Below are 15,423 nucleotides of genomic sequence, written 5' to 3' on the forward strand. Positions count from 1 at the left end.
CGCGTATAGGCTGGCCCTGTTGGCAACCCGGTGAGGAGCTATGGACCTACAACAGCCGCCCCGGCAGGCCCCGGCGCATCCCGGTGCGGTCTCCGGCGCGCTGCTGGTGCTGGCCGCTTCCGTGCTGTGGGGAACCACCGGAACGGCTGCCACGTTTGCGCCCGACGTCGGCCCGCTCGCCATCGGCGCCGTAGCCATGGGAGTGGGCGGACTGCTCCAGGCGCTGACCGCGCTGCGGCCGATGGGACGCGCCCGTCTGCAACTGCACGGTCAGTGGAAACTGGTGCTGCTGGGTGCCCTGGCCGTGGCGGTGTATCCGTTGGCCTTTTACAGCTCGATGCACCTGGCCGGGGTTGCGGTGGGCACGGTGGTGAGCATCGGCTCGGCACCGCTGGCTTCTGCCCTGATCGAGCGGGCCTTCGACCGGCATAGCTTGAGTGTGCGCTGGGGCGGTGCCGCCCTGCTGGGACTCTCCGGGACAGCACTGCTCTGCTTCGCTGCCGCGCGAGGCGGCGGTCATTCCGCCGGCGGTACCGGGGATGCGGCAGGCGGTACGTTGGCCGGGATCGGCTTGGGCCTGCTGGCCGGACTGACGTATGCCCTCTATTCCTGGGCGGCCCACCGGATCATCGACGGCGGCGTGCCGGCCCGTGCCGCCATGGGAGCGATGTTCGGCGCCGGCGGACTGCTGCTGATGCCGGTGCTGCTGGCCACGGGGGCGCCGCTGCTGGCGTCCTGGAGCAACGCTGCCGTCGGTGCGTACATGGCTTTGGTGCCGATGTTCGCCGGCTACGCGTTGTTTGGCCTCGGGCTGGCGCGGGTGCGCGCAAGCACGGCCACCACGCTGTCGCTGGCGGAGCCGGTGGTGGCTGCGGTGCTGGCGGTGTTGGTGGTGGGCGAACGCTTGCCGCTGCAGGGCTGGAACGGGATCGTCCTGGTCATCGCCAGTCTGGCCGTCCTGACCGTGCCCGGACGGCGGCCGCACATGGAAGCGACCGGTGGGAGGCCGGTTGCCGAGTCGAAGCGTGGGAACGCCGCAGAGCGCAGCTAAGCGAGGGCGTCGGCATGCTGGTGACCTGGTCGAGTGGATCCACCGGCCGTTGGACCGGCCGCCTGCTCCTGCCCGCCGGGCGCAGCCCGATTGGACAGGCTGCGCGCCGGATCTGACACCATCGGAAATATGGATGATTTTCTTGACCTGATCCAACCGGCGACAGTAGTGCTGATCGCCGTCGCCGCAGCACTGGTGATCACGTCGCTGCTGCGGCTGGCAGTGAACCAGCTGTTCCGGCGCGTGCCGAACATCCGGAACGTCTCGGCCCGCGGGCGCAACCCCTTCCGGGTGGCACTGGCCGCCATCGGAATCCGGGCGGGCCTGCGTATCACCTCCGCCAATGAGCCGTGGTTCAACGCCGTGGAATTCGTCCTGATCGTGGTGCTCATAGCTGCGCTGGCCTGGTTCGCCGTCGTCGTACTCCTGGTCATTGAGGCGGCCATCCTGGCCAAGTACCGCACGGACACCAAGGACAACCGCCGGCTGCGCCGGCTCAAGACGCAAGTGATCCTAGGGCGCCGTGTGGCAGTGGCGCTGATCGTCACGATCGCGGTTGCCTGCGTGCTCCTGACCATTCCCCAGGTCCGGGCACTCGGCGCCGGCATCCTGGCCTCCGCCGGCGTCCTGTCCGTGGTCGCCGGCCTCGCCGCGCAGAGCTCCCTGACCAACGTCTTCGCCGGCATGCAGCTGGCGTTCACGGATGCCATCCGGGTAGATGACGTCGTGGTGGTCGAGAATCAATGGGGCACGGTGGAGGAGATCACCATGACCTACGTGGTGGTCCACATCTGGGATGACCGGCGGCTGATCCTGCCCTCCACCTACTTCACCAGCACGCCCTTCGAGAACTGGACCCGCCGGACCTCCGCCCTGCTGGGAACGGTGGAGCTGGACGTGGACTGGCGGGTGCCCCTGGACGCGCTGCGCGAGCACCTCAAGACCGTGGTGGAGGCGGCCGAGATCTGGGACGGACGGACCGCCATCCTGCAGGTCACCGACGCCGTCAACTCGCTGGTCCGGGTGCGCATCCTGGTCAGTGCCGGGGACAGCGGCACCTTGTTCGACCTTCGCTGCCTTGTGCGGGAATCCATGGTTACCTTCCTGCAGCGCGAATACCCGCAGGCGCTGCCCCGGCAGCGGTGGGAAGCAGTCAGTCCGGTGAACACCGGGGAGACCCCCGCCCGCCGTCGCCCGGCGGCCGCGGCGAAGACCGACGCGGTCGACTCTCAGCTGTTCACCGGCTCGATCGAAGCCGTCGAGCGCAACCAGGCGTTCACCGGTCCCGGCGACGAGGCCTACGAGGAGCGTGGGCGCAAGGCGAACCAAGGTGGGTAGACGCGCGCACGGATGCGGCGTGGATGCCGCTCAATCACTGCAGACCCGCCGCCTGCCGATGGTGGGCCAGGGCGAAAGGTCAGGCGGGGGAGCGCCGTTCACGCCGGCGTCGTCGGATGGAGCCGACAGCGGCACCGGCAGAGGCTGAAGCCCCGGCGGCACCGGCGGACGTGGAAGCCGATGCGGCACCGGCAGACGTTGGGGCCCCGGCGGCACCGGCTGTGCTGCCGGTGGAAGCCCGCCTCCGCACGGCGCTGCGGGCAACGCCGTCGCCAGCGTCTTGGGGTTTCTCCTCGCGTTCCTTCAATGCCAGCGGCTCCGGGTTGGCGTAGGCATCCGCCAGCAGGCCGGCGGTGAGTTTGCGCTGCCAGGCCCGGGCGCCGAGCTCTTCCAGGGCGGCGTCCACGGTCTGTTCCGTGATCGGCTCCGGCGGACGCCAGGCGGTGCGGCGCAGGTAGTCGGGGGTGAGCAGGTTCTCCACCGGCATGTCCAGCTGCTCGGCCAGGGTTGCCAACCGGGGCCGGACGGTTTGCAACCGGGCCGCGGCAGCCGGGTCCTTGTCCGCCCAGGAGCGCGGCGGCGGGGGAGCGTTGGTGGGCAGGTGCAGTGGAGGCAGGTCGGTCTGGTTCCGCGCGGCGGCAATGCACCGCAGCCAGCGCGGGGCTTCGCGCTGGGCAGCCCGCCCGTGGAAGCCGTGGGTTTCCAGCAGCTGGGGAACGGTGGCGGGCATGGCTTTGGCGGCGGCGACCACGGCGGAGTCCGGAATCAGCCTGCCCGGTGCGACGTCGCGCTTGGCGGCCAAAGCCTCGCGTTCGTTCCAGAGTTCGCGCACGGCGGCCAGCTGCCGGCGGTCGCGGATCTGGTGCAGGCCGGAAGTGCGCCGCCACGGGTCTACGCGCGGGGACGACGGCGGGGCGGTGCGGACGGCCTCGAACTCTTCCAGCGCGTACTCGAGTTTGCCGGCGTCCTTCAGCTTGGCGATCAAGGCCTCGCGGAGTTCGATGAGCACCTCGACGTCGAGGGCTGCATACCGAAGCCAGGGCTCGGGCAGGGGGCGCGTGGACCAGTCCGCGGCGGAATGCTCCTTGGCCAGGGTGAAGCCGAGCAGGGATTCGATCACCGCGGCCAGGCCCACGCGGGGCATCCCGGCGAGCCGGGCGGCAAGTTCGGTGTCGAAAAGTTTGTCCGGCCACATGCCGAGTTCGGACAGGCACGGCAGGTCCTGGGTTGCGGCGTGCAGGATCCATTCGACGCCGCGCAGCGAGTCGTTGAGCAGCCTCAGGTCGTCGAACGGCTCGGGGTCGATCAGCCAGGTGCCGGCGCCTTCGCGCCGCAGCTGGACCAGGAACGCGCGCTGACCGTAGCGGAAGCCGGAGGCCCGCTCGGCATCGATGGCGACCGGCCCGGTGCCCGCTGCCAGGGCGTCGGCGGCCCGCTGCAGTCCGGATTCGGTGGCGATGACCAAGGGAACGCCCTCGCGCGGAGCATCGAGGTGGATCAGCTGGGAAGCCTGCTCCTGGGGTTCTGCGGCGTCGTTGGAAGTGCTCAGGTCTGGGCTGTCGGGCCCGGACGCGTCCGAAGTCAAGGAGCTCATGATCCGTTCAGTTTAGGCCAGCAGTATGCGGAGGGCCGAATATATGATGCCGGCAACATTCGTGTTGCCTACCGGCCCGCGTTTTTTGGACCGGCTCAGCGGTTGCTCACGCGCTTCGCTAGTTCCGGCGGCGGTTCGGCAGCGCCGTCACACCGTCCGGCAGCGGCGGCAGCCCGGCGTAGGTGCAGACCATGTCGCTCCAAGCCTCCAAATGCGAGCGGATGTCGGCGGAGGCAGGCGTCCAGGAGGCGCGCAGCTCGATGTCGATCGAGTCCTGCCGCCCGCTGAGCGTGCCGTAGCTCTCGGACAGGATGCGGGTGGCGGTTCCCCCGGCATTGCGATACGGGGCGCCGTGGTTTTCCAAGGCTTCCACCAGCCAGTCCCAGGCGACCGAGCCGAGCATGGTGTCGTTCCCCATCTCCGCGTCCAGTTCGGCCCGGATATAGGTGACAATCCGGAAGGTTCCGTCCCAGACCGGCGAGCCTTCCGGGTCATACAGCAGGATGAACCGCCCGGTGGCCAGTTCCTGCCCGTCGGCGGTCTGCAGTGGGGTAACCGCGGGTTCGTGCAGCGGCCGGGGGCCAGGCTGGGCGATCACCTCGGCGCCGAGGGCGACGGCGAACGGGGCCAACCGCGAGGGAGCCGGGATTTCCTCCAGCTTCAGTTCGTTCCGGCACTGCGCTTGGCGCAAAGCCGACAGTGCCTGCATGAACTCAGGCGGCACTGCTGAGAGATCAATCGCACTCACAATGCCAGATTAGGCCTGCCGCCGCGCGACGTCAGGCAGGCGCGCCGAAAAAGTCGGGCTAACCGGGAACCAACCGGAACCTGGCTAGGAAAGCTCGCTCCGGATGGCCGCCGCGAACGCATCGATGTCCTCTTCGGTGGTGTCGAAAGAGCACATCCAGCGGACCTCGCCGCGCGATTCATCCCAGTCGTAGAAGCGGAACTTCTGCCGCAACCGGTCCGCCACGCCCGGCGGCAGCGCGGCAAACACTGCGTTGGACTGGGTGGGCTGGGTCAGCGACAGCCCGGTGGTGCCCTCCACGGCGGCGCGCAGCCGGGCAGCCATGGCGTTGGCGTGGGAGGCTGAACGCAGCCACAGGTCGCCGTCGAACAGGGCGATGAACTGGGCCGAGATGAACCGCATCTTTGAGGCCAACTGCATGTTCATCTTGCGCAGGTAGGGCAGGCCGTGGGCCGCATCGGGATTCAGCACCACCACGCATTCGCCGTAGAGCAGGCCGTTCTTGGTGCCGCCGAGCGAGAGGATGTCCACGCCGGCGTCGGTGGTAAAGCTGCGCAGGTCCGTGCCCAGCGCGGCGGCCGCATTGGAGAGCCGTGCCCCGTCCATGTGCAGTTTCATGCCGCGCTCGTGCACATGGTCGGCAATCGCGCGGATTTCCTCGATGCTGTACAGCGTGCCCAGTTCCGTGCTTTGCGTGATGGACACGGCCAGCGGCTGGGCGCGGTGTTCGTCGCCCCAGCCCCAGGCCTCCCGGTCGATCAGCTCGGTGGTGAGCTTGCCGTCCTCGGTCGGCACGGACAAGAGTTTGATTCCGCCCACGCGTTCGGGCGCGCCGTTCTCGTCCACGTTGATATGGGCGGTGGAAGCACAAATGACGGCGCCCCAGCGCGGCAGCAGCGACTGCAGGGACAGGACGTTCGCGCCGGTGCCGTTGAACACCGGGAACGCCTGGGCGGACTCGCCGAAGTGCCCGGCGATGACCTGCTGCAGCCGGGCGGTGTACGCATCCTCGCCGTAGGCAACCTGGTGCCCGCTGTTGGCATGCGCCAACGCCGTCAGGATCTCCGGGTGGACGCCGGAGTAGTTATCGGAGGCAAAGCCGCGCAGGTCGGTGTCGTGCAGGGAACCGGAGAGCAGGGGGGAATCAGTCACGTGTTTCAGTATTCCTTAATCAGTGGGTGCCGTCACAGCGGGTGAACATCAGGCCAGCCGGATATGTGCTCCGTTGAGCAGGGCGGCGTCCAAGACGAACAAACCGGCTGCGGCACGGCCCAGGTCCGCCACGTCGGTGAAGCCCGGGAACGACTTCGCCGGATCGGCCCGGCGCATGGAGTCATCCACCAGCGCTTTGACCGCCAGGACGACGGCGGCGGAGCGCTGGGGGACGGGCCCCTCCTTGCGCCCGGACTGGGCTCGGCGGAAGCCGTCGGCGACCGAGAGCATCCAGCTCTCCGCGGCTGCCTTGGCCGCGGCGTAGTTGGCGCCGGAGGCGGTAGGGGATTCGGTTGCGGTGGCCGAGACGATGGCCACCCGGCCGGATCGGGACGCCTCGAGCTGGGGGTAAAAGGCGCGCGTGGTGTTGCGCAGCGTGGTGATCAGCTGCGTCTGCAGGAAGTCCCAGTCTTCGTCCGACTGGCCGGTCAGCCCTTTGCCGCCGCGCCAGCCGCCGACCAGATGGATCAGGCCGTCGGTGCCGCCGTGCTGCGCGGCGATCGATTCGGCCAGCCCTTCGACCGCCGCGCGGTCGGCGAGGTTGCACTCGAAGGAGGCAACGGCGTCGTTCTTCCCGTAGGCGGCGGTGAGCCGGTCCCTGTTGCTGCCCACCGCCAGCACCGTGGCGCCGGCCCCGGTCAGGGCGGCGGTGACCGCCTGGCCAGAGGCGCCGGAGGCTCCCGCCACCACGACCTTAAGGCCGGCCAGCGCGTCGGGACCCGGCGCGGCGCCCAGCAGCTGGTCGGAGCCGACGGGCGCCGCGCCGGTGTTCGACTGTGCTCCGGCGGCCATCTCAGGCCGCCTCTCCGGTGATGCCGGAAGTGGACTCGATCACCGGCTTCATCTTCCGGGACAACGCCTCGTAGAACATGGACAGCGGGAACTCGTCGTCCAGAACCTGGTCGGTCAGCTCGCGCGGCAGGCCGGTCAGCGGGAGGGCGTCGGGGCCCTTGGCCCAGACCGAGGCCGGATGCGGGGTGAGCGTCTTGGTCAGCATCTCGTACGCGGCCAGCCAGTGCGCCACCTTGGGCCGGTCGATGGAGCGCCAGTAAAGCTCCTCGATCTCCTGGCCCAGGGCCACCACGGCGTCCGCCACGGTGTCCCAGTCGATGGAGAGCTCGCCGTCGGTCCAGTGCAGCACCCGGTGCTGATGGAGCCAGGCGAAGAGCAGCTGGCCGCCCAGGCCGTCGTAGTTGCGCACCCGGTTGCCGGTGATGGCGAAGCGGAAGATCCGGTCGAAGATCACCGCGTACTGCACCAGCTGGGCGTGCTTGCGGACCTCGTCGGAGGCCTTGCTGTCGTGGGACAGGCGCACCGATTCCCGGAAGGCCGTCAGGTCGCAGCGCAGTTCCTCGAGCGAGTAGAGGAAGTACGGCATCCGCTGCTTGATCATGAACGGATCGAACGGCAGGTCGCCGCGCATGTGCGTGCGGTCGTGGATCAGGTCCCACATCACAAAGGTTTCCTGTGTCAGCTGCTGGTCATCCAGCAGCGCGGCGGCTTCCTCCGGCAGCTGGAGCGAGGTGATTTCGGCGGCGGCGCGGACCACGGTGCGGAAGCGGGCTGCCTCGCGGTCGGCGAAGATGGCGCCCCAGGTGAAAGCGGGGGTTTCGCGCACGGCCACGGTTTCCGGGAAGAGCACGGCGGAGTTGGTGTCATAGCCGGCGGTGAAGTCGAGGAAGCGGATGGGTACGAACAGTTTGTTGGAGTAGGCGCCGGCCTCCAGTTCGCCGATGAAGTCCGGCCAGATGACTTCGATCAGCACGGCTTCGACCAGCCGGTCGCTGCTGCCGTTCTGCGTGTACATCGGAAAAACCACCAGGTGCTGCAGCCCGTTGATCCGGTGCTGCTGCGGCTGGAACGCCAGCAACGAGTCGAGGAAGTCCGGAACGCCGAAGCCGCCGTCGCGCCAGCGGCGGAAGTCCGCGGCCAGCTTGTCCAAATACTCGGCGTCGTGTTCGAACAGCGGCGCCAGCTGCTCGATGGCTTCGATGATGGCGTTCGTGTGCCGGACGGCCGCCGCCTTGTTGCCGTCTTCCGGCACCGAGCCGTCCTGGACCTGCAGCCCGCGCAGTTCGGTGGCCGCCGCTTTCAGGCGCAGCCAGGCGGGGTGCCGGGCCGGGTTGTCCTGCAGCGGGCCGGGGGAAGTGGAGCGCGTGGTGGTGATGGTCATCGTTGCCTCGCCTTTCCGTCGGCCGGGAAGGTCCCGGCAATGTCCGAAGTATGCAGCGAGCGTAGCAACGCAACAGCCGCACTTATTTCAAAACAGGCAACAGGTAAGCAACTGTAATGCTCGGCTCGCCGGAGGGGCGGACATGACAAAGCCCGGCTCGCGCTGGCCGGGCTTGATCACGGCCGGGAACGACGAAGCGTTACCGGCGCAGCGGGAGGAGAAGGAACTAGGTGGGCTGTTCTGCGCCCTTCAAGGTCAGGGACACCGAGTTGATGCAGTAGCGCTGGTCCGTGGGGGTCTCGTAGCCTTCGCCCTCGAACACGTGGCCCAGATGCGAATTGCAGTTGGCGCAGCGCACCTCAATCCGCACCATGCCCATGCTCGAGTCCCGCAGGTAGCGCACCGTTCCCTCGGCCAGCGGCGCCCAGAAGGACGGCCAGCCGCAATGCGAGTCGAACTTCTCCTTGCTGGTGAACAGCTCGGCGCCGCAGGCGCGGCAGCTGTAGACACCTTCGGCATGGCTGTCCCAGTACTTACCGGTGTACGGACGCTCGGTGCCGGCCTCGCGGAGCACATGGTATTCCTCCGGGCTCAGCTCGCGCCGCCATTCGTCGTCGCTCTTGGTCACCGGGAATTGTCCGGTTTCTGTGTTGCTCATATTCTCTCCAACGCTCACGAGTCGCCAATGTATCCCGAGCCCGAGTACAGGTGCAGCACGGGGATGCCCAGCTTTTCCTGCGCCCGGTTGGCCCAGTCCGTGTGGAAGGTATCCGAAATGGCATGCGGCCGGGTGATGACCACCGCCCGGTCCGCCGCATGGGCGCCGACGTACGCCACCAAGGCGGACACGCCGTCGTCCTCCACGATGTCCACCGTGGCCTTGAAGCCGCCTTCTTCCAGCAGTTTCACCGACAGCCGCTTGGCCTCGGCGGCCTCCAGCCGCGCCTCGTCCGGATCCGGCTGGCCCTGGGCCAGTTCGCGGAATGCTGTGCCGACCTCCAGCATGCTCAGCCGTTCAAGGAAATCCAGCAGCAGATTCCGCTTGGTGTCCTCCGGAATCAGCACCCGGAAGATGGTCTGTTCGGCGACGGTCTGGTCACCGGCCAGCCAACCCAGGTTCTGCAGGTCGGATTCGTTCAGCGGTTCCTCGGTCAGCACCACGATGGTTTCCGTCATGGGGCCAGCCTAATCAGCGGCCCAACCGCTCACAACAAGGCGGCACGCCGACGGCCTGCCGGTTAGCGGTCCGCGGCGGCACCGGCGAGAATGGAGCCATGGCAGTGTTCGAACGTCCTTCCCGGTCCGGGAACTTTTCCGCCGGCAACGGCAGCGCCAACGGCACCGGCACCCTGCCCAGGGCGCGCTGGCTGTTGCTGGGGGCAGTGGCGGGAGCCACGGCGGGATCCGTCCTGGCCGGCGCGACGTCCGGCCTGGCCTCCTACTTTGCCCGCCAGGTGCTGACCCCGGTCCGCGAGCATGTCCAGGATTTGGAGATCCTGGCCGTCGTCGGGACCGGGCCGGAGCAGGAAATCATCCTGCCGGCCACCTTGGACACCACCGCGCCGGGCGTCTACAGCGTCTATTTCGACGGCGGACGCGGCGTGGCGCGGGTGGGGGAAGTGACGTCGTACTCGCCGCGGGAAGGCACCGTCCAGCGCACGGTCGAGCAGGTGTACTCCGGCGACCTCGCCGCCGCCACGCGCGGTTGGTGGGGCGGTGCAGCCTACCCCGACCCGGCCGCCGTCGGGCTGGCCAATGAGGAAGTGCAGATCGAGGTGGACGGCGGCACTGCTCCCGCCTGGCTGGTCCGCGCCGAGTCGGAGGCCGCCACCTGGGCCATCATGGTGCATGGCCGCGGAGCATCACGGGCGGAGGGCGTGCGCGCCGTGCGGGCTATCCGTGAACTGGGGCTGACGTCGCTGCTGATTTCCTACCGGAACGACGGCGAAGCCCCCTCCGCGCCGGACCGCCGCTATGGGCTGGGCATGACGGAATGGCGCGACGTCGAGGCGGCGATCCGGTTTGCACTGGCCAACGGCGCGCAGGATGTTGTCCTGGTGGGCTGGTCAATGGGCGGGGCGATCAGCCTGCAGGCCGCCGACCAGTCGCTTTACCGGAATCGGATCCGGGCGCTGGTGCTGGATGCTCCGGTGATTGACTGGACCGATGTGCTGGCGCACCAGGCCAGGCTGAACCGGATTCCGGATGCGGTGGGGCAGTTCTCGCAGTGGCTGATCTCGAACAAGGCAGGGCGGCTGCTGACCGGCCTGGCCGCTCCGCTGGATTTGAAGATGATGAACTGGGTGGCCCGGGCCGACGAACTGCGGGTGCCGACGCTGATTGTGCACAGCGAGAACGACGACTTCGTGCCTTACGGGCCGTCCGCCGCACTGGCGGAGAAGAATCCGCTGGTCACCTTTGAGCGCTTCAGCGGGGCCGGGCATACCCGGGAATGGAACGTAGACCCGGAACGCTGGGAGCGTGTGGTCACGTCCTTCCTGCGCCGCGTGCTGAGTCCGGCGGGCCAACGCCAGCGGATGTGACTAGCCGGATTTGATCGGCGCGACGGCGGCCTGCGTCAGCGCGACCAGGTCGCCCGGCGCGATTTCGATGTCCAAGCCGCGGCGTCCGCCGGAGACCAATATGGTGGCGAAGTCCGGCGCGGTGGAATCCAACACCGTGGGGCTGGCCTGCTTCTGCCCGAGCGGCGAGATGCCGCCCAGCACGTACCCGGTGCGCCGCTGCGCCACCTGCGGATCGGCCATGGCAGCCCGCTTGCCGCCCAAGGCGGCAGCGAATCTCTTCAAGTCCAGGCTGGAACTGACCGGCACAATGGCGACCGCCAGCGAGCCGTCCAGCGTGGCCATCAGTGTCTTAAACACCCGGGCCGGATCCATGCCCAGCGCCTCGGCAGCTTCCAAACCGAAACTGGACGCCGACGGGTCGTGGGCATAACTATGCAGCAGATGCGGAACCCCCGCCCGCTGCAGCAGCGTGGTGGCGGGGGTTCCGGCGGACGGCTTGTGCTTGGCCATGCTTTAGGCCGAGGCGGCGCGCAGCTGCCGGGCCTCGGAGATCAGGCGCTTGATCCGGAACAGCATGGCGGACATGCCGCGGATCCGCAGCGGCGTGATCGCGCGGGTCAGGCCAAGGTGCTCGGCGATGTCGTCCGGTACAGCCAGGATCTGCTGCGCCGGAAGCCCATTTAGCCCCTCGTGCAGCACGGAGGCGAAGCCGCGGGTGGTCGGAGCTTCCGGCGGGGCAGAGAAATAGATCTGCACGTCCTGGTCCGGGTCGTCGCCCAGTTCCAGCGTGAGGAAGAGCGGCGACTGGCACTCCACCACCTGCTCCAGCAGCTCCGGATGCCCGGCGAAGCGTTCCGGCAGTTCCGGCAGTTCGCGGGAGAATTCCAGCAGCAGCTGCAGCCGTTCGGCCTCGGTGACCGCCTGGAAATCGTCAATAATCTCGGCCAGCGGTGCGGGGATGGTCTGGGGCGACACGGTCATACTTTGCGCTCTCTAGGGGGAGGATCAGGTCTGTCAGCGTTAACGTTCAGCGCCGGACGGCTATTCCTTAGCGGACGGCGGCAGGAAGCTGGCCGGGCTGGTCACCCTTGGCGATCGGCACACGCACCGCGTTGCCCCATTCGGTCCAGGAGCCGTCGTAGTTCCGGACCGTGTCGAAGCCGAGCAGGTGCTTGAGCACGAACCAGGTGTGGCTGGAGCGTTCGCCGATGCGGCAGTAAGCCACCACATCGTCGCCCGGCTTCAGGCCGGCCTCGCCCAGGTAGATGGCTTCAAGCTCGTCGCGCGAACGGAAGGTGCCGTCCTCGGCCGCGGCGCGCCCCCACGGGACGGACGCCGCCGTCGGGATATGGCCGCCGCGCAGCGCGCCCTCCTCCGGGTAGGCCGGCATGGTGGTGCGCAGGCCGGAGTATTCCTCGGGGGAGCGGACGTCCACCAGCGGCTTGCCGAAGTGGTCCAGCACATCGTTCAAAAAGGCCCGAATCGGTGCGTCGTTACGTTCGACGACGGGGTATTCCACCGGTGCGGGCTGCGGCACCTCGGTGGTGAGTTCGCGGCCTTCCGCTATCCACTTGTCGCGGCCGCCATCCAGCAGGCGCACGTCCTCGTGGCCGAACAGGGTAAAGACCCAAAGGGCATAGGCTGCCCACCAGTTGCTCTTGTCTCCGTACAACACCACGGTGGTATCGCGGCTGATGCCCTTGGAGCCGAGGAGCGCGGCGAAGCCTTCCCCGTCAACATAGTCGCGGGTGTCCGGGTCATTCAGGTCGGTGTGCCAGTCGATCTTGACCGCTGACGGAATGTGCCCGGTTTCATACAGCAGGATGTCTTCGTCGGACTCCACGACCACCAGCCCGTCGGTGCCCAAGTGGTCCGCCAACCACTGCGTGGAGACCAAACGGTCGGGGTTGGCGTAGGCGGCGAACTTCTCGTTCTGCTCAGCGGCAATGGGCATGGCAGGACCTTTCCGTAGCGTGCAGGGGCCGTGCAAAACGGCGCGGGACTTCTGTTTAGCCTAACCACCACAGCGCGCAAAAGCTTCCGGGCGGTCACTCCGCGCCACATTGGCCGGCCGCCCAACGCAGAATCCGTCGCCGCGGTGGCCGGCCCGACGTCGACTGCCGCCGATAGGCGCAGGTAGCGTATCGTTTTGCTGGCGGCATTCCGTCCGCCATGTCTCCATACCCATGTCAGGAAAGCAGCGGTAAGCGTCACGTGCCCAAGATTGAACAGCTTTCACGCCGGACACCGAAAGTGTCCGTGGACGAACTGCTGGCGGGCCTGCACCCGTCGCCTCGCTTCGGCGAAGTGTCCTTTACCAGCTATCGTCCGGACCCGGCGCAGCCGTCCCAAGCCGCGGCGGTCAAGGCGCTGCAGCACTTTGCCGCAGTTGTCGACCGGCCCAAGCCGAAGGGCTTGAAGAAGCTGTTTGGCGGGGCCAAACCAGAAGCTCGCTCCGGCATCTATCTGGACGGCGGCTTCGGCGTCGGCAAGACGCACCTGCTCGCCTCGCTCTGGCACGCGGTGGATGGCCCGAAGGCCTTCGGCACCTTCGTGGAGTACACCAACCTGGTGGGCGCTTTGTCCTTCCGCAAGACCGTGGAAGCGCTCAGCAGCTACCGATTGGTCTGCATCGACGAATTCGAACTGGACGATCCTGGCGACACAGTGCTGATGTCGCGGCTGATGCGCGAGCTGGCCGACGCCGGGGTCAAGCTGGCCGCCACGTCCAATACCTTGCCCGGCTCGCTGGGGGAGGGGCGCTTTGCCGCCGTCGATTTCCAACGCGAGATCCAGGTGTTGTCCGACCAGTTCGACGTCATCCGCGTGGACGGCGAAGACTACCGGCACCGCGGGCTGCCGGCCGCACCGGAACCGCTCAGCGACCACGAGCTCAAGCGCCGGTTGCGTGAATTCGACGGCAAGGTGGTGGCCGCCGACGAATTCTCCGACCTCATCAACCATTTGGAGGGGGTGCATCCCAGCCGCTACCGCCAGTTCCTCGACGGCGTGGATGCGGTTGCCTGGCACAACGTGCGCACGATCTCCGAACAGGCCCTGGCCTTGCGCTTCGTGGTGCTGGCCGACCGCCTGTACGACAAGGACGTGCCGATCATCGCCAGCGGCGTGCCGTTCGATCAGCTGTTCACACCGGAAATGATGTCCGGCGGCTACATGAAGAAGTACTTCCGGGCAGTGTCCCGCCTGACCGCGCTGGCCCGGGAAGGCCAGGCCGGCGAAGCCGCCGCGTAGCCTCTCCCTCGGCTCAGGCGCAGCTTCGCGGTGCGCCGCAACGAGGACTCCATAACGAGGACTCCATAACGAAGGCTCCACAACGTAGAAGGGTGCCGGTGCCGCCTCCCGGCGGTCCGGCACCCTCCATGGCGTGCTAAGGACTAGTTGGACGGAGCGTTCCCGTCGGACGGCGCCTGGCCACCCGTGCCGCCGAACGAGTCGACGAAATCGGAGGCCTTGGCCTGCAGGCCGTCTACCTGCTTGGAATACTTACCGCCGGTCTTGGTGTCGATGTAACCACCGACGTTGCCGACGGCACCCTTGATCGTGTCAGAGTTTTCTCCCACGAGACCGGCTGCCTTGTCCTTGAGCGCTCCTGCCCTGCCCTTGAGCTCGTCAAATAAAGTCACCAGCACCTCCTTCCTGACGGGGGGCCCTTCGCCCCTGCTATTTCCATCGTAGGCACTTCGCAGCGGGTGCTCAATAGTTTAAACAACTGAGGCTCCCACGAGGGGGAGCCGTTTATATGGTGGGCGATACTGGGATCGAACCAGTGACCTCTTCCGTGTCAGGGAAGCGCGCTACCGCTGCGCCAATCGCCCCGGTGTGCCCGAGGCGGGCGCTGGAGGAAATGAAGAAAAACTGGAGCGGACGACGGGATTCGAACCCGCGACATCCACCTTGGCAAGGTGGTGCTCTAGCCAGCTGAGCTACGTCCGCGCGAAACTGTTCCGGATCACTCCGGCCTGTTTCAGTGGGCGATACTGGGATCGAACCAGTGACCTCTTCCGTGTCAGGGAAGCGCGCTACCGCTGCGCCAATCGCCCGTGATCTCTCACGAGATGTTGCCTGCTTGCCATGCCACCGAACGAGGTGGGGACGGGATTCGAACCCGCGTATACGGCTTTGCAGGCCGCTGCCTCGCCTCTCGGCCACCCCACCGCGCCTATGAGCTAACGCTCTAGGACCGGCCAGCGAAGCTGGCGCTAAACAGTGACTTGCGAGCGGACGACGGGATTCGAACCCGCGACATCCACCTTGGCAAGGTGGTGCTCTAGCCAGCTGAGCTACGTCCGCAGAAGTTATCCATCACTTTGGCCGCGAACCGTTGGTTGCTCTGCTCGCGGTGTCGTTGTGATTTCCAACGAGTAAAAACTCTATAGGACGTTTCCCGCTTCGTCCAATCGGCGTGAGCGGCGAACGAATTGCCCGTGAATCCAAGGGGTCCCATCCCCGACGGCGGTGCCCGCGGAGGGTGCCAGCGCGCCTCGGTTGTGACCTCGATGCCGGCTGGCTCAACCGGAATGCAGGCGGCAGCTCCGGGCGATTTTTGATTCTCCGGACCTGTGGGCTAGCATTTCTACACGTTGCAGGAAGCGTTCGGCGCATCCGCAGCACGTTAGGGGCGATTGGCGCAGTGGTAGCGCGCTTCGTTCACACCGAAGAGGTCACTGGTTCGAACCCAGTATCGCCCACCACTTCATTTCATCCCGGCCAGGCAGCAGCCCGGCCGGGATGTTTGTTTAGGGTAACGGGACACTGCAGGCT

The 15,423-nt window shown here is 67.4% G+C and carries 15 protein-coding genes and 6 tRNA genes; 5 read left to right on the forward strand and 16 right to left on the reverse strand.

Features of this window, described 5'->3' with window-relative positions; all coding sequences use genetic code 11:
- The first annotated feature begins 40 nt into the window (after nt 1-40).
- Nucleotides 41-1,051: a DMT family transporter gene (locus AC5RWX_RS12745; protein ID WP_493939590.1), complete on the forward strand. Its 1,011-nt coding sequence runs from the start codon at nt 41-43 to the stop codon at nt 1,049-1,051.
- A gap of 129 nt (nt 1,052-1,180) precedes the next feature.
- Complete coding sequence (locus AC5RWX_RS12750) at nt 1,181-2,389, forward strand: mechanosensitive ion channel family protein (RefSeq protein ID WP_493939591.1); 1,209 nt, start codon at nt 1,181-1,183, stop codon at nt 2,387-2,389.
- A 79-nt stretch (nt 2,390-2,468) separates the two neighbouring features.
- On the opposite strand, the gene AC5RWX_RS12755 is transcribed toward AC5RWX_RS12750, so the two are convergent.
- The 7 genes from AC5RWX_RS12755 to AC5RWX_RS12785 form a co-directional block, all read right to left on the reverse strand.
- A complete protein-coding gene (locus AC5RWX_RS12755) occupies nt 2,469-3,983 on the reverse strand; it encodes an HRDC domain-containing protein (protein WP_493939592.1) in 1,515 nt (504 codons plus the stop codon).
- 118 nt (nt 3,984-4,101) lie between these two features.
- Entirely contained in the window at nt 4,102-4,692 is a 591-nt protein-coding gene (locus AC5RWX_RS12760) for a DUF3000 domain-containing protein (RefSeq protein ID WP_493939686.1), read from the reverse strand.
- Nucleotides 4,693-4,815: 123 nt separating this feature from the next.
- A complete protein-coding gene (locus AC5RWX_RS12765; RefSeq protein WP_493939593.1) occupies nt 4,816-5,883 on the reverse strand; it encodes a threonine aldolase family protein in 1,068 nt (355 codons plus the stop codon).
- Between the two features lie 48 nt (nt 5,884-5,931).
- Nucleotides 5,932-6,735 carry an SDR family NAD(P)-dependent oxidoreductase gene (locus AC5RWX_RS12770; protein WP_493939594.1) on the reverse strand — a complete coding sequence of 268 codons (804 nt, stop codon included), beginning with the start codon at nt 6,733-6,735 and terminating at the stop codon, nt 5,932-5,934.
- Nucleotide 6,736: 1 nt separating this feature from the next.
- Nucleotides 6,737-8,116: a DUF6421 family protein gene (locus AC5RWX_RS12775; RefSeq protein WP_493939595.1), complete on the reverse strand. Its 1,380-nt coding sequence runs from the start codon at nt 8,114-8,116 to the stop codon at nt 6,737-6,739.
- A 226-nt stretch (nt 8,117-8,342) separates the two neighbouring features.
- Nucleotides 8,343-8,774, reverse strand: coding sequence for a peptide-methionine (R)-S-oxide reductase MsrB (gene msrB, locus AC5RWX_RS12780; RefSeq protein WP_493939596.1), 432 nt, complete (start codon nt 8,772-8,774; stop codon nt 8,343-8,345).
- 14 nt (nt 8,775-8,788) lie between these two features.
- Complete coding sequence (locus AC5RWX_RS12785) at nt 8,789-9,292, reverse strand: hypothetical protein (RefSeq protein WP_493939597.1); 504 nt, start codon at nt 9,290-9,292, stop codon at nt 8,789-8,791.
- Nucleotides 9,293-9,390: 98 nt separating this feature from the next.
- On the opposite strand from AC5RWX_RS12785, the gene AC5RWX_RS12790 reads away from it, so the two are divergent.
- A complete protein-coding gene (locus AC5RWX_RS12790) occupies nt 9,391-10,659 on the forward strand; it encodes an alpha/beta hydrolase family protein (protein WP_494097508.1) in 1,269 nt (422 codons plus the stop codon).
- On the opposite strand, the gene ybaK is transcribed toward AC5RWX_RS12790, so the two are convergent.
- The 3 genes from ybaK to AC5RWX_RS12805 all read right to left on the reverse strand — a co-directional run bounded on the left by ybaK (nt 10,660) and on the right by AC5RWX_RS12805 (nt 12,595).
- Nucleotides 10,660-11,151: a Cys-tRNA(Pro) deacylase gene (gene ybaK / locus AC5RWX_RS12795; RefSeq protein ID WP_493943024.1), complete on the reverse strand. Its 492-nt coding sequence runs from the start codon at nt 11,149-11,151 to the stop codon at nt 10,660-10,662. It lies immediately after the preceding gene.
- A 3-nt stretch (nt 11,152-11,154) separates the two neighbouring features.
- Complete coding sequence (locus AC5RWX_RS12800) at nt 11,155-11,616, reverse strand: SufE family protein (protein ID WP_493939600.1); 462 nt, start codon at nt 11,614-11,616, stop codon at nt 11,155-11,157.
- Between the two features lie 73 nt (nt 11,617-11,689).
- The gene (locus tag AC5RWX_RS12805) at nt 11,690-12,595 is read right to left on the reverse strand and encodes a sulfurtransferase (RefSeq protein WP_493943026.1); all 906 of its coding nucleotides are present in this window, start codon (nt 12,593-12,595) and stop codon (nt 11,690-11,692) included.
- Between the two features lie 260 nt (nt 12,596-12,855).
- On the opposite strand from AC5RWX_RS12805, the gene zapE reads away from it, so the two are divergent.
- Complete coding sequence (gene zapE, locus AC5RWX_RS12810) at nt 12,856-13,893, forward strand: cell division protein ZapE (RefSeq protein ID WP_493939602.1); 1,038 nt, start codon at nt 12,856-12,858, stop codon at nt 13,891-13,893.
- Nucleotides 13,894-14,036: 143 nt separating this feature from the next.
- On the opposite strand, the gene AC5RWX_RS12815 is transcribed toward zapE, so the two are convergent.
- From AC5RWX_RS12815 to AC5RWX_RS12840, 6 genes are all read right to left on the reverse strand, one after another.
- Entirely contained in the window at nt 14,037-14,285 is a 249-nt protein-coding gene (locus AC5RWX_RS12815; RefSeq protein ID WP_493939603.1) for an antitoxin, read from the reverse strand.
- Nucleotides 14,286-14,402: 117 nt separating this feature from the next.
- Nucleotides 14,403-14,477: transfer RNA gene (locus AC5RWX_RS12820), tRNA-Val, on the reverse strand.
- 41 nt (nt 14,478-14,518) lie between these two features.
- Nucleotides 14,519-14,595 (reverse strand) — tRNA-Gly (locus tag AC5RWX_RS12825).
- A 35-nt stretch (nt 14,596-14,630) separates the two neighbouring features.
- A tRNA-Val gene (locus AC5RWX_RS12830) sits at nt 14,631-14,702 on the reverse strand.
- Between the two features lie 44 nt (nt 14,703-14,746).
- A tRNA-Cys gene (locus AC5RWX_RS12835) sits at nt 14,747-14,817 on the reverse strand.
- A 61-nt stretch (nt 14,818-14,878) separates the two neighbouring features.
- A tRNA-Gly gene (locus AC5RWX_RS12840) sits at nt 14,879-14,952 on the reverse strand.
- 326 nt (nt 14,953-15,278) lie between these two features.
- Here AC5RWX_RS12840 and AC5RWX_RS12845 point away from each other — a divergent pair.
- Nucleotides 15,279-15,353 (forward strand) — tRNA-Val (locus tag AC5RWX_RS12845).
- Nucleotides 15,354-15,423: the final 70 nt, after the last annotated feature.

It is taken from the genome of Arthrobacter sp. SPT-J7, assembly GCF_059089965.1.

Excerpts from the sequence above, each read along its gene's own strand:
- ybaK (WP_493943024.1), bottom strand. The coding sequence starts at position 11,151 with ATGGCCAAGCACAAGCCGTCCGCCGGAACCCCCGCCACCACGCTGCTG.
- AC5RWX_RS12775 (WP_493939595.1), bottom strand. The coding sequence starts at position 8,116 with ATGACCATCACCACCACGCGCTCCACTTCCCCCGGCCCGCTGCAGGAC.
- AC5RWX_RS12790 (WP_494097508.1), top strand. The coding sequence starts at position 9,391 with ATGGCAGTGTTCGAACGTCCTTCCCGGTCCGGGAACTTTTCCGCCGGC.
- AC5RWX_RS12755 (WP_493939592.1), bottom strand. The coding sequence starts at position 3,983 with ATGAGCTCCTTGACTTCGGACGCGTCCGGGCCCGACAGCCCAGACCTG.
- msrB (WP_493939596.1), bottom strand. The coding sequence starts at position 8,774 with ATGAGCAACACAGAAACCGGACAATTCCCGGTGACCAAGAGCGACGAC.
- AC5RWX_RS12770 (WP_493939594.1), bottom strand. The coding sequence starts at position 6,735 with ATGGCCGCCGGAGCACAGTCGAACACCGGCGCGGCGCCCGTCGGCTCC.
- AC5RWX_RS12805 (WP_493943026.1), bottom strand. The coding sequence starts at position 12,595 with ATGCCCATTGCCGCTGAGCAGAACGAGAAGTTCGCCGCCTACGCCAAC.
- AC5RWX_RS12785 (WP_493939597.1), bottom strand. The coding sequence starts at position 9,292 with ATGACGGAAACCATCGTGGTGCTGACCGAGGAACCGCTGAACGAATCC.
- AC5RWX_RS12760 (WP_493939686.1), bottom strand. The coding sequence starts at position 4,692 with ATGCAGGCACTGTCGGCTTTGCGCCAAGCGCAGTGCCGGAACGAACTG.
- AC5RWX_RS12745 (WP_493939590.1), top strand. The coding sequence starts at position 41 with ATGGACCTACAACAGCCGCCCCGGCAGGCCCCGGCGCATCCCGGTGCG.
- AC5RWX_RS12750 (WP_493939591.1), top strand. The coding sequence starts at position 1,181 with ATGGATGATTTTCTTGACCTGATCCAACCGGCGACAGTAGTGCTGATC.